The sequence below is a fragment of the Chitinophaga barathri genome (assembly GCF_003807585.1).
In the GTDB taxonomy this organism is placed as follows: domain Bacteria; phylum Bacteroidota; class Bacteroidia; order Chitinophagales; family Chitinophagaceae; genus Chitinophaga; species Chitinophaga barathri.
In genome coordinates this window covers 72,893-86,219 of the sequence record NZ_RMBX01000001.1, presented here as the reverse complement: position 1 = coordinate 86,219, position 13,327 = coordinate 72,893, and the positions used below count along the sequence as shown (strand labels likewise).

At 52.8% G+C, this 13,327-nt stretch carries 9 protein-coding genes; 1 reads left to right on the top strand and 8 read right to left on the bottom strand.

All coding sequences use genetic code 11. The annotated features are described in order from the left end of the window. Position 1: 1 nt before the first annotated feature. From EG028_RS00350 to EG028_RS00340, 3 genes are all read right to left on the bottom strand, one after another. Entirely contained in the window at positions 2-4,300 is a 4,299-nt protein-coding gene (locus EG028_RS00350) for a DUF6603 domain-containing protein (protein ID WP_120514067.1), read from the bottom strand. A gap of 5 nt (positions 4,301-4,305) precedes the next feature. Continuing rightward, the gene (locus EG028_RS00345) at positions 4,306-5,421 is read right to left on the bottom strand and encodes a hypothetical protein (RefSeq protein WP_120514066.1); all 1,116 of its coding nucleotides are present in this window, start codon (positions 5,419-5,421) and stop codon (positions 4,306-4,308) included. A gap of 219 nt (positions 5,422-5,640) precedes the next feature. Continuing rightward, on the bottom strand, positions 5,641-6,069 hold the full coding sequence (locus tag EG028_RS00340; protein ID WP_120514065.1) for a hypothetical protein: 429 nt from the start codon (positions 6,067-6,069) through the stop codon (positions 5,641-5,643). 196 nt (positions 6,070-6,265) lie between these two features. Here EG028_RS00340 and EG028_RS27575 point away from each other — a divergent pair, with 196 nt between their 5' ends. Beyond that, the gene (locus tag EG028_RS27575; protein WP_162946172.1) at positions 6,266-6,421 is read left to right on the top strand and encodes a hypothetical protein; all 156 of its coding nucleotides are present in this window, start codon (positions 6,266-6,268) and stop codon (positions 6,419-6,421) included. Here the strand turns inward: EG028_RS27575 and EG028_RS00335 are convergent. The 5 genes from EG028_RS00335 to EG028_RS00315 all read right to left on the bottom strand — a co-directional run bounded on the left by EG028_RS00335 (position 6,387) and on the right by EG028_RS00315 (position 13,317). Further along, positions 6,387-7,751 carry a hypothetical protein gene (locus EG028_RS00335; protein WP_120514063.1) on the bottom strand — a complete coding sequence of 455 codons (1,365 nt, stop codon included), beginning with the start codon at positions 7,749-7,751 and terminating at the stop codon, positions 6,387-6,389. The two genes, EG028_RS27575 and EG028_RS00335, sit on opposite strands and share 35 nt — an antisense overlap. 46 nt (positions 7,752-7,797) lie before the next feature. Further along, positions 7,798-10,143: a GAF domain-containing protein gene (locus EG028_RS00330; protein WP_120514062.1), complete on the bottom strand. Its 2,346-nt coding sequence runs from the start codon at positions 10,141-10,143 to the stop codon at positions 7,798-7,800. A 100-nt stretch (positions 10,144-10,243) separates the two neighbouring features. Beyond that, entirely contained in the window at positions 10,244-11,353 is a 1,110-nt protein-coding gene (locus tag EG028_RS00325) for a hypothetical protein (RefSeq protein ID WP_123864480.1), read from the bottom strand. A gap of 11 nt (positions 11,354-11,364) precedes the next feature. Further along, on the bottom strand, positions 11,365-11,778 hold the full coding sequence (locus EG028_RS00320) for a hypothetical protein (RefSeq protein WP_120514060.1): 414 nt from the start codon (positions 11,776-11,778) through the stop codon (positions 11,365-11,367). Positions 11,779-11,826: 48 nt separating this feature from the next. Continuing rightward, positions 11,827-13,317, bottom strand: a complete 1,491-nt coding sequence (locus EG028_RS00315; RefSeq protein WP_120514059.1) for a hypothetical protein — start codon at positions 13,315-13,317, stop codon at positions 11,827-11,829. Positions 13,318-13,327: the final 10 nt, after the last annotated feature.

Genomic DNA, 13,327 nt, shown 5'->3' with positions numbered 1-13,327 from the left:
GTTATATTTTTTCTTCTCCGAGTAATTGCATTAAAGGATCGGCCAGCAGGTAATCGGTGGCAGCTTCCGCCAGCCCGTCCACGTCCACGGTTTCTTTTACGTTCAGGTGGTTGCGGTTCACGGCTTTCAGCAAGGCTGTGCGGTTGGCTTTTGCTGTTTTGTCCATGATGGTGCCGGGCACCGTATCGTCTTTGAAGTCGCTTTTTGTAGCGATATACGGACGGCTCCAGTCCCAGCGCGGCTTCTCAGGGTCCACGCCGTATTGCAGCCATTTCAGCAGGATGGGGAGGGTATCGTGCGGCGTTTTTACAAAAGGCGATATCACAAAGCCGGTGAGCACATTTTTTAAAGTAGTTCCGTTCAAAGGATCGCCTATCGCCGGTTTGCCGCCCGGGCCATTGAAATTGATCTGGTCCCACATGGCTTTGGATACATTCTGCAGCACCTTGGTGGCGTGGAATACGCTGGTTTCGATGGAGGTGATCGTAATGGTCTGCTCGGAGGTAAAGTCCGCGCTTTTTACATTCACCGGCCGTACCCCGAAGTCTGTATTCTGCTGTTCTGGCGGCTGCGCCGGGCCGAGCGTGATGTTTCCGCTGAAGGCCCATGTTTTGGAAGGGATGAGCGCGGTGGCCGTCAGCTCGAACTTCTCGGGGTTCACGATCCAGTTCAGCTCGCCGTCCTTGTCGCTGAGCGTGGTCACGAGCCCGTTGCTGATCATGAGTTTACACACATCCGGCGCGGGAGTTGTGGCCATGCCTTTGCTGGTGTACACACGCGGCGCGGCGCCTTTTTCCTGCGGCAGCATTTCCTGTGTGAACTGGCCCCAGGTAAGCGCGGGCGGCACGGTCCTGCCTTTGGCGCCAAAGGAAATAGTAAAGGATATAATGGCCACGTGGATCTTCGCGGTGCCTGAAAAGTCCGGCCCCCAGATGTGAAGGCTTACGCCTACGTGGATGGTGATCTTTTTATGGATGAACCATACCTTGATGGTGAACGACGCGCCAATGTCTACACTGGCGCTGATGTCGTAATAGAAGGGTTTCCACATGATCAGGAAATCCGCCTGGAGGCTGAACCATGCGCTGATGCTGCCGCTTTGCCACATGGCTTCCAGGTAGCCGCCGGCCATCACCGCGTTGGACGTGAGCGCGAAATATTCCCCGCCTTTGACGGACAGGTTGCTGTCCACCTGCCAGTTGATGCCCAGCCTGGGCACGGTGGGGTAGTAGTTCGGTTTGGTAAACGCATTGTTGTAACCGCCAAGCGTGATCACAAAGTCGCCCGCATGATCACCCGCGAACCAGAAATAAAATGCGAAGCCGCCGGTGAGATGACAGCTGGGAGAAAGTACGTAAGAGTTGGTGGTAAGCTGCCCCTGTATAGCCACCAGTCCTGTACCCGAGGTGTAGGACGCTTTCAGCGCCAGCTCCGCGCGCGCCACGATAGGCACCGGTGAGCCGGGTATGCCCGCCCCGGGCGGAATGATCAGGCGGGAGAGGCCCAGCAGGTCTATCTCCACGGTGGTGCCGATAATTACGTTCAATAAGGCGAAAGAATCGATGATCTCGAAGGAAGTAAAGCGTATGCCCGCCGCGAGCCAGTTCGTGCCCACAGCGGGCGCTACGGTGCCTTTATCGATGAGTGTCTGTAAAACGCTGTTCACCTGCTCCGCTATGTTCCCCTGCGGGTTCGGCACCTGCACGTTGCCGGTGCCCATGGCGAACTGTACGAAGGGGAAAGTGGCCACGCCGTTGATATCCGGTATCACCAGGCTGCGGTTGTATCCAAAACCCGCGGAAAGACCGGTGATAAAGAAAAATGCCGGCCCGCCGATAGGATAGTTGATCACCGCGTACAGAAACATGGAGGGTTTGTCGTTCACCGTCGTATATCCCCCGATGCCGCTGATGGTGAGCACCTGTACTTTTATCAGCACGAGGCCGGTGAGGTTCACCGGTTTGAAAGTTCCCTGTAATGCCCCGCTGATCGTTACCGGGCCGCCGGAATAGGTGATGCCGACGCCGCTCAGGGTAAACTTCACCGCAAAGTCCGTGATGGGCAGGCTGATGCCGATGCCATTCAAAGCGATCGTGAGACCGCCCGCGGTAGCGGATATATTCGCCACCACGTAAATGTGGGAGTCCATGTAGGAAAGCCCGATCTTGTCGAAGTACAGCGGGCCGAAGCTCTTTTGCAGATTATACCAGAGCGTGGTGCCGCCGGGTGTGGTGGCAAGCGCCCGGGGCGGCGTGTTGGATGCGGCGCCCAGTCCCAGCGGTATCCTCGTGCCGCCGATGTTCAGCACCATGGAAAAATCCACGGCCTGCTGCATGCCGCCTTCCGGCACTTTGGGATAAGTGATGCCCGGCGGTGAATATGCATCGATGAGTTTGTTGATGGCGTCCCCGGCGGCTTTATCCAGCGCCTGCGAAGCAATGTCCACCTGGATGCCTTCTATGGCCAGCGTTGCGCTGGCGGGCAGAATGCTGTCTATCACCGGGAGGTTGGACAGGTCTATCTTCGCGCCGGTGGACAGGCCGAAGAAAAACAGCCACTTGGTTTGCAATATATTTTTCGTCGCTACAAATACCGTGTTACCAAACAGGTTCGACGCGGAGTTCATCACGAACTCGTTTTTGGTATAGTTGTAGGTGAACTTCAGTGATTTTAAGCCCAGGTCAAGCCCTTCGGGAATAGCTGGGATGTCGTTGCCCAGCCCCAGCAGCCCCGCGATATCGCCGAAGCCGATCGGTTTGCCTTTGTCTTCCCATTCAGCGGAGAAGGTAACATCTGTGGAGGTACTGTCAAAGATGAGGGTGAACACCTGGTCATTGTAGGTAACAATGCCTTTCGCTTCAATGTCTTTCCTGAAGGTAGCGCCGGTTTTGATCGCGGTAAGGCTCACTTCGATAGTGAGTGTATTTTCCGCCATGGGCAGGCTGCCCTTGCAATAAAAAGTAAAGTTGCCGGAGCTCGTGTTGTAGGTAAGTACGAGTTTGTCCAGCATTATTTTCGCGATAAACGCGGGTATCTCCGTCACGCCGAACTTCGAGGCCAGGTCTGCAAGAATGGCACCGATGGGCAGGTTGTCCACTTCCCCGCGGATATCCAGCCCGGTAGCCGAATTGTAAGCGGCGGACATGAGCAGGGTAGTGGTTTGTATCGTGAACTGGCCCTTCACACTGCCGAAGGGGCTCAGCGCGCCGGTATTGGGATTGTTGGCGGCGCCTATTTCGAAATAAAAACTGTCGAAGGATACGTTTGCCGCAATGGGGATGGGTTTGGTGATGCCCAGCTTAAAGTTGAATGCATTGCTGGACGTATAAAAAACAAACCCGAGCAGGCTGATGTCCACCTGCGGGAAGTTTTCAGGGAGCGGTATATGAAAGAACTGGAATACGCTGTTCACGTTCAGTGAGCTGTCGGGCAACAGGTTCGCATACACGGACTTGTCCGGGAACTGGCCGCCCACCTGGAATTTCGTGCCGCCCAATGTCATGTTCGCATACAGCAGCGCGTGAAAGGATTTATTGACGGACAGCGGCTCGGTGATCTCGAAATCAAGGAAGATGCCGTCTACGATGAATTTGTCGTTGAAGAATTTCCAGTCCGCCGCATACTCTATCACCACGCGTATAAAGGAGCAGGATTGCGCTACGGGGTTAAATGCCATCTGGAAACCATTCAGCCTGAAGTTGCTGATGATCGCCAGTTCTGAAGGCAGAATGCTGGTGATGGCTGTGTTCCCGGCAATGTCATCTATCAGTTCAGCCGTAAGGTTGCCGATGCTGGTGAAGCTGCCGGATAAGGTCCAGTCACCTTCAAAGGAAGCCACGCTGATGTTCACGGGTATGTTGATGTTGGTATTGCTGCCCGATTGGATGTCGCTGGTGAAAGACATGGCGATGACCTGCAAAGATTCATCCGGTGTGAAGGTGGCTTTGAGGTTCGTGAATGCCAGCGAAAAGCTTTGGATGAGGGTCCACTGCACCGATGCGTCCAGGTCCAGCCGGAGGCCGGCCAGCAGGGCAGTGGCGGGTTGAGTAAACACAAAAGTGATCGCTGTGTTCGCCTGGCCGATGATGGTGCCGGTGCCGGAAAGTGTGGCGGTGGCGGTCTGTACATCAATGGTTGCGTTGTTTACCGCAATGACGGTTTCAGGCAGGAACCCGAACAGTTTATTGACCAGCGCGGCGCGGAACATATCGTTCGAGACGTTCACCGTAGTGCCGGGTGTTTGCGCATTCAGCCAGGTTTTAACTTCCGCCAGGGAAGTCATGGGAGTTATCAGCTGCATGTGAATTAATTGATCAGGTTCGGGAAATTGACGAATGCGGTGCCGTTGTAAAATGCGTTCAGCGCTACGTTTGCGGCTACGCGGATGTTTCCGCGGCCGGCAAGGTTCGGCGGGTTTGCATTCATATTGGCGCCTTCCGCGGTGGATATCGCCAGCGTCCATCCCGCGTTCTGCCAGGCTACAATGGCCGCGGGCACAGGGAAACCGTAGGGATGATTACCGTTATTGGAATTCACGCCGTAAGAGAAAAATATCCTGCCCGCGTTATTATAATTAGCGGCCTGTGCCGGAAGATTGGCGGTGGCGCCATTGGCATTGGAACCATGATGCACAGCCAGTATGCCGGTAAGCGGCAATATGCCCGCCGCCGCGCCTGTATACATAACGTTCGCATCAGCCGTGAGCAGCACCGCGTTCCAGGTCAGATCGGCGGTAGGCAGGTTGATAAAGACGGAAAGGGCCAGGCCGGTATTATTCTGGATCATGGCTGCGGGGGTGCCCGGCGGCACCGTGCATTGATAGATCGTATAATTGGGTAATACCTGGAACGGCGCAGCGAACCTGTTCCTGTTTGCTACTGCGAGGGAATTGATAAAATTGGTGCCGGACGGCCCGATGTTCTGGTTCGGATAGGTCCAGCGGATGTTGTTCAGCCCTGCCACACGCCCCAGGCGCCAATGGTCCCAGTCCCAATGCGAAAGCACGACTTCCAGCGTGCCGGCCTGGTTCTGCGCGATAGGGCCGAGGTAAGCGGCATTGCCGGCGCGCATGGTGTTGGGCAGCGTGGAAAGATAAAACCAGAGCGGGTAACCCAGGTCGTAATACAGGATCGGTTCGTTGTTCTGATCAATCAGCATATTGCAGTTCGCTATGCCAACGTCCATGATACCTATGCTGCTGATGGGTGGCAGTACCGGGGGCGCAACCGGCCCTGGCGCCACCACTGGCGCGGGTCTTCCATATGGATTGTAACGCCGGCGCAATCGCCCGTCCCATTTGCCTGTAGGTGGTTTCACGGCCTCGGTCGCGGGGTTGTCAGGATTGCCAATTGTGGGCAAAGAAATCAGCTGTACGTTGGACATTGAATACTGTCCGTGGTATAACCTGGGATTGGTGTTCATAGCCGGGTAGATTAACAATTGTCGAAAGTGCTTGTAAACGGGTCAGATAAGAGAGGCGCGGGTTTTCAGTATTAATTTTTATCCGTTCTGAGTTGTCAGGATCAGTCTTACAGCCAGGCATTCAGCCGCCCGGGGGTTCATTGATCAGTCTTGTTTCCAGGAAGAAGTTCGGGTTTCATATACCCGTAATAAGCCATCACGCTCACTTTATGTACGGGCTCAGGTATCAAATTCCATATCCAGGTCCGGGTCGTACAGGTCGCCGCTGATGCCGGAGGTGCCTTTTTTCAGCTGCATGACATACCAGGAACCTACAGCCAGTTCATCAGGGGATTTGAGGCCGAGCGCATTCAGGATGACGTTTTCCGTCACGCCGTTTATCCAGTAGCAACTGGCAGGCGAAACGGGCGCAAGCGTGCTGATGTCGGCGTCTCCACTCATGATCACGTTGTCCACCCACTCTTTGGGCACAACTTCGAACATGACGTAATAAAGACCGTTTTTTTCATCCTGGTCCACGGAAGACAGGAAGGCAAAATACCAGTCACTGGCCGATAAAGGTGTGTTGAATGTGCTGCCTTGCGCCGATAGCTGGGTAAACAGGCTGTTCCAGGCAGACGGGGGTAAGGGGGGTGGATCCTTAAGCATTGGATGCTGGGTTTAGGTTAATTCAATGGACGGTCAACAGGCAAATAAAGCTATTGATAAATTTTCAATGAAGCAAATTAAATAATCGAAGAAATTAAAATTTGTATATGTCAAAACTATTATTGCATCTCCTGGCGTGTTGAGGTAGATGCATTATCCCGTGCAATCCCCCGGCATTAAAAATGTAGTGGAATGTATGAAAGAAACAGACGTGAAAGTAAACCTCATAGTGAGCCATGGCATTTTCAGCAAAGGCAATTCCATTGAAGGGGTCGACGATATCTATACAACGGATTCTTTCAGGTATGTAGAGGGTATCAACTGTTTTCCGGTAGGGGATTACCTGGCATAGCCACTTTGTTCAGGTAAGCATTGTATCCGCATGAATGTTGAATGTCCAGGAATAAATTTTGAAAAAGCATATTCAGTGCAGGCGGCATAGGCTGTTTCCCTTTCATGCCAAACCACTCCAGCGCAAACGTATAACTTTCCCTGCCGTTGATGATGAGCCGGGTGTATTCCGCCTGGCAGCCTGTGGTTGTTTTTTCTTTGATGTCGAGCACGGCCCATTCTCCCTGCCCGTTTGGGCTGAATTTAAGCCCGATGCGGTCCTTTTTTACAGCCAGCCAGTATCCGCTGCCGTTTACGGGTATCTTGTCGTCCTGCAGCCTGAACATGTACTTCTCCCAGTCTTCCAGGAAGCCGCTGGCATGAGCGCCGGGGTGTACAGGCACGGGGATGCCCGTCCGTTTTTTGATCTCCATTTTCCCTTCGCGGATCTTGATGCTCATATCGTCCCTGCCGGGAATGGATAGATACTGGTCTGTACGGGAAGCGGCGGCGGAAAGGGATTTGCCATGTGACTGGAAAAACGTTTCGATCGTTTCATCCGGTTGTGTAAAGAACCAGCGGAGCTCCCCCGACTTTGCACTGCCGGAAGCAGCAGCTGTTTTGTTAAAGATCAGCATCAACAGTACGCGCACTTTCCTGAAAAAGTCACCCGCTCCGCTCTTCCCGGTTTCACGCACCCAAACGCGTTGTTCCATCAGGCGGCTGTACATCATGGCGGACTCCGCGGGCTGAAACCGGATGCCTGAGGCGGTGATCACATACTGGTAAGCCGTTTCTATAGCTTTGCTTCTTTGTGTGAGATACCGTATGATGGAAAAGAAAACGAGGACAAACGCCGTCACGGCCATCCACCATTCATTTTTAATGCAGGATATGATCACCCCGGCCAGCAGTACTACCACCAGGCTTCTGAAGAACTTTGATTCCGCAATATGCCGCTCCACCACGGAATACATCGCCGGTTCATGTTTCAGCAGCCAGGCGCAGCTCCATTTAAACGCGTTCAGCGCGGCGCGGTCCGCAATGCCGGTTTTTTCTTCTTTGAAGTTGATGACAATCGCCTTCAGCAACGGGTCTTTCCAGAACACTTTCTGGTATGGCTCAAACAAAATATCATCCAGGTAAGAGCCGAGGAAAAAGATAAAATGCCCCAGCATATAGGCGATGCCGATGTATACCACAATGGCCATCCAGTTGTCGCTGTCTGTAAGGAACAGGCTGGCGTATTTCCCCGCAAGGCCTTCAAAACGGGCGAGCAGGGCTACCAGCAGGCCGCCGGGCAGCAGCACGGACAATATGTCCAGGAGATATATTTTGAAATTTTCGGCCATTGGGGTTGTTGCTTGCGGATATACCTAATATACCACTTTTCCCCGGTTATTCGTACCGAATGCCTATCCTCAAAGCCCGCAGGCCGCTCAGCCCCTGGAGGTCTTCCAGCTCCAGTTCTTCCGTACCCGGCTCAATGACGCCGGTCTCCTGCAGGTAACCGATGTAGGGCAGGTAGTCTTCCACATCCCTTTTGTTGAAATAGATCAGCGCGATCTTACCGGGCTGGGTAAGCCTTTCGCCGGTATGGCGGATATGTACTTTGTCGATACGTTTTTTGATCATCTGGTAACGGATGTTGTATGCGCCTTCCACGTCAAACTTCCTTTCGTCTGTTCTGAAACTGATATCGATGGGGTGGTTGTGTACAAAAATGAGCTGCGTGGTTTCAAGCGCCACGGGCATTTCGGGCAGCAGCGAGCGCGTGAGCCTGGCAATGGCGGCCATGGAAGACAGCTGCCAGAGGCGCAGGTGTTTCAGGTGGAAATGATCAAAAGGCTGTTTGGGTGCAATGGACTGCCCGATATAGATATCGTATTCAATGCCATCCGTCCTGAATTTTTCAAAATAACAGGGATAGGATTGTTGTAGTTTATCTTTTTCCAGCTCAAAATATTGATTGATCGCCGTGTTGAGCTTTTGCATGGAGGTTTCCAGCGAATGACGGTTGCGCTGCGCCTGCCCGTCCGGTTTTTTTACAATGTCCAGGTAAGCGGCGATACCATCGCGGGTGGTGGGCGCCTGCTGGGAGATGTGCCGGAGGTACGCGGCGGTCTCTTCATTCAGGAAATGGTTGAGGTTCGCTTCGTCCGTAGTGGGCAGGGGGCCCTGATCCAGCACCTGCTGCCATTTGCGGCTATGGAAGATCATTTCGTCCAGTATCACGGACTGGTGATGCGGCTGTAAAGCGGCAAGTGTGGTGGTAAGCAAAAGAAGATGCGCGTCAAGGTCCGCCATGGCCGCCTTGTTCCGCTCCATCGTGGAGTTCCGGATGTCAATGGCGCCATACAGCGGGTACACCTGTTCAAAACGGATCGGCTCCGTTTCCACGCTGAGGTTTTTCTTTTTATGATGAAGGATATGCCAGGCTACTTCGTTGAATTTCCATTGCACGGCCGGTTGTATCGACGTGAATTTTTCCTTGATGATGTTTTCCAGCTCCAGGTTAAATTCATCGATATAGATCTGCAACAACTGCCCGATGGGAGCAATGACAGGCTCCAGCAGGGCCAGCGTTTTTTCATCGAACTGATCGTCGCCCCAGGTATGCATGCCCAGTACGCCCACGGCATTGCCCTGGTGGAATACCGGCGTCAGCGCCAGGGAACGGACGCCCAGCTTGCGGAACATCTGTACGAACGACATCTTTTTTAACCCTTCGTCGCTCACGTCCGGTGAATAAAAGGAATCAGGGCGAGCGGAATAGGCTTCGGCGTTTTTGGCAAACTCTTCCGGTGTAAAATTGTCTTCACCCCATACGGAGAACAATACGCCTGTACCGCTTTTTTCATAGCCGTACACCGCCCGGTTGTTCACCCGTACAAAAGGGAACAGGTCAAATTCGATACGGTCGTTTTGTACGAGTGTTTTCAGCGAACGGATCACATCTTCGTACCCTTTTCTTTCTTCCCCGGGCCGGGCCATCAGCCGTATTTTCCGGATATTCTCCACCGCTTGTTGCGCCGTAACGTCCGTAGCCGTTACGATGGCGATGCCCCGGAACCGGAACTGTTCCAGCGGCAGCATCTTTTCGAGCGCGGCAAAACCGTCAGGGCCTGAAAGCAGGGCCAATAGCTCGCGTGTATCCAGTGATGGCAGTTCGCCTTTTACGGTCACTTCCAGGAAATCCATGTTTACGGCGGTATAATAGTAGCGCAGCAGGCCTTCGCCGCCTTTGGACCAGGCGTGATACTGGCCGGTCTTTACCGGGGGCTGGAAGTTGTACAGTCTTTGAAGGATCAGTGAGTAGACCAGTTTCAGGCGGTCGCGGTGATATTCCTGCGGGGTTTTGGCGATGGTATAATCGTCCGGCGCCTGGAGGTTGTGGGTCAGCATTTCGTAGATGGAAGCGGTACCGTAGAATAGTACGGGCTGCAAAGGAAAAGCAAGGCCCCATGCCAGTTCGCTTTCAGCTGCGAGGGTAGGGGAAAGTATGGCATAGAGGTATTCCAGCAGGTCTTCGTACTGATAAATGTGCTCAAGGTCTATATCCGCTTCCACATTGGGTTTTTCGTGGAAACGTTCGAGCACGGTGCGGTAAAAATTTCCTTTCAGGCCTTGTTCCTCCGAAGCGCGTTTTTCGAGATGGGCCATAAACGGCCTGAAAGATATGGCAGCATCCGCCGGAAATGCAAAGGCCCGGTTGCCGGATATATCAATAATGGTTTTTTTCATGGAAAGCTGATTTCCTGAAGCCAGGTTAAATGCTTTGTGAAATTAAGGAATTCCATGGAAGAATGGGAAAGGAAAGGCCGTATACACGGCCTTCCGTCTCTTATTCATTTTTAAGGGGTGAACTACCGAAGCCCCAGTTGAGGCCCAGCAGTGCAAATACGTTGTTGATATTGCCGAAGTTTTTGCCGTAGGTGCCCATTACATAGAGCTGGTTGCTGATCTTGTATTGCAGGATGCCTACCGTTCTTTCCGTATCGATGGCGGAGATGTCGTTGTAACTGCGTTTTACATATTCCACGGAAAGGCTGAACCTTTTCAGGTTATATTCCAGTTTGCCGCCGTAATCGATCGCCCTGTCCTCTTCAAACACCAGTTTGGCGGTATCTTTCAGGACATTGTCATTCGTGATCCTGCCCAGGACAATGAAGCTGAGGAAATGATCGGTGGCTTTGAACTGCGCATTCGCCGTGAGCGTGGCCCAGAAACCTGATTTATGGAACCGTCTGTTGGCGTATTTATTATCCGCAAAGGCGTTGGAATAAGCATAGGCAACATCCAGCAGCAATAAAGGTTGCCGCTGAACGCCCGCTAAGGCTGCCTGGTATTCTTCGTCTTCTTCAAGCAACTTATCAACCTCATCCACGGGACGCCGTATGATTTCTCCGCCAGGCCCGTGAAGGGCGGCGGCTTTTTTGAGCATGATCTGCGTCGCATTGTGCAGATCGGCATGGATATTTTCCACCTGTCCGCGTGTTCTGAGCGTCAGGAGGTTCGTACGTGCGCCCACCGCGATGTAATTGGTGTTTTTCAGACTGCTGCCGCTGGTGGAATCGGAAAATGCGGACGCGAGGGAGATGGAGAATTTACGCAGCGGGGCTTTCAGGATTTGTGCCGGCGGCAGTTTTTCGCCTTCTTTGGGAATGCCAAGATAATTGTAGACTGTTTCGTCTTTAGGTTTAAAGCTCCAAAAGGGGGAGAACTCAAACGAGAAGTTTTTGGGGATGCCATTGCCGCTGCTGAAGAGGTTCAGCACTTTGACGGAAAATCCCTGTGGGTTGGTGGGCCTTTCCACACTGGAAGGCGAGATGTCCAATATCTGGAACCCGGGTGAGTTCGGGGTTTTGAGGTCTGTCAGCTTTATGTCTTTGTTCTGCGCGTATGCAGTGGTCATGCTGAACAAAACAACAGCCAAAACTGGTAAACATTTCATGGGTTTGGTTTTTAGAATAACACGATGCGGATATTACCGGCGAGCAGCTTTTTGGATGAACTGCGTTCTTTCTCCGCGGCCTCCAGCGTAAAAGGTTGTGCTCCCTGAGGGCCGCCGCGCAGGATGCAGGTAATGGTAAATTCTTCAAAGGCCTGCTCCAGATCGCTGTCTGGAACGCTTACCAGCCGGGCAATGGTGTAGATATCCAGTTTGCCTTCTTTCAGTATGGGGGAATGGCCAATCCCTCTTTCCGTCACCATACCGGCCGCATTTGCATTGGGCGGTTCCGTAGACTTGATGATGGATACGTATGATCCGCCTTTTAACCTGCGGCTTACTTCGGTGGCGGCAATGCCCCTGGTGGAGACGATCACCTCGATCGTAATATCTCCGCCAGAAGGATCGATCTGATAAGTTCTTTCCATAAAATGAATTTTGTGCCTACTCTGATTCCCGTTTTCGGCTACGCGGGTTTATTTGAACAACAAGTCGAACAAAGTCTGCAGGAGACTGACCAGCAGTGGAGAGGCTGCTGCCAGCACGGTCTTCAGTTGGGCAAAGGGGTCTTTCACCCACTCATACCATTTGCCGTTTGTCGCTGTTGCGGCGGCTGCGGCGGGAGTGCCAGGCCCGGCTTCGCTTACATGCATCCTCACTGGGATATATACCAGTAAAAGGATCACCGTGTACAGTCCGCCATAGAGGTAGATAAAGTCCGTCCTCACAGGGCTGAACCCCCAGTTCTGCGTGAGCAGTTTTACAAACTCCAGTGAGTTTGCAGTGTTATACAAAGCGCCGGAGCACAATACCATCGTTGAAAGGATAATGGCAGCCAGTATGAAGTAGGTGTTGAAGACACCGGAAAGTTCTTCCTGCCTGGCTTTTAGGTCTCTTGCCCGGATTTCCGCCTGGTCCAGCTGGGCCTGAACCGCGGGAGCCGCTGCCGCATTTTGGCTCAAAGTGGTTTGCAGGGCCGCGCTTAAAGCGGCTGCATTTTTCACCTCCGTCACCAGTTGGTTTCTCAGGGCGCTTAGTTTCGGGGCGGTATAAATAAAACCGGACAGGCAGAGGGCGCCGGAAATGCTGCCTAGCACCAGCATGGAGAGCTCCACAATTTCAAGGTGTCCCATGAAGTACAGGTCTTTGACAACGCTGGCGTCATAAAAACTGTGTTTCCATATCCATGCGATGATAAACAGGACCACGGCCATGATCACGCAGATGAGGGCATAACGGCCTTTGTCTGACGGATCAGGGTCTGCCAGGGTTTTGACCTTCCCGCTCAGGAAACAGCACATGGTGAAGGCCAGGAAACAAAAACTGGAATAGATGAGCACCAGTAGCAGCCAGATACCAACTTCAGGATGCTGCGCGATATAAGCGATGTTGAAAGGGAAAGTCTGTACGGAAAAGATCACATGGCCCGCCGGTTTCAGTGGTATCGCCGGATCTTGCAGGGTATACTCCACGGGAGGGCTTTCCCATAGGCGCCCATCCTTTACGAACGCGCTGTCCCAACGGCGCAGGCTATCCTGGCTGATCTTCAAGTTCAACGGACTGTTCAGGGCTTTAAACGAAAGCATGTCCGTATTACCACTATCTCGAAATATCTCCTTATATTGGGTCAGCTTATTGATGAGCCCCGCATCCCTGTTTGCGGCTTCAAGCCGTTCCTGTTTAATAATTTTAGCCGTATCGTTATTGTTGCCTGTGAGTTTTGCATACGCTCCCCATGCATGATCCCGGTCCCTTTTTAAACTGTCGATATGCGCATTTACCTCATTGAAACTTTGCCCCTTGATTGACCAGGTAATGTCATGAAATACCGGTTGACGTGGTTTGCTGCAACTGAAGTTCCCGAGGAAGAGAATAAAACACCCTGTGATAAAACCGGCGATGCCTGTGGCGGACAGCCAGGTGATCTGGTACCCGGGGCCTGAAGGGCTGGTGGTAGGAAGTGTCATATAGAGATTT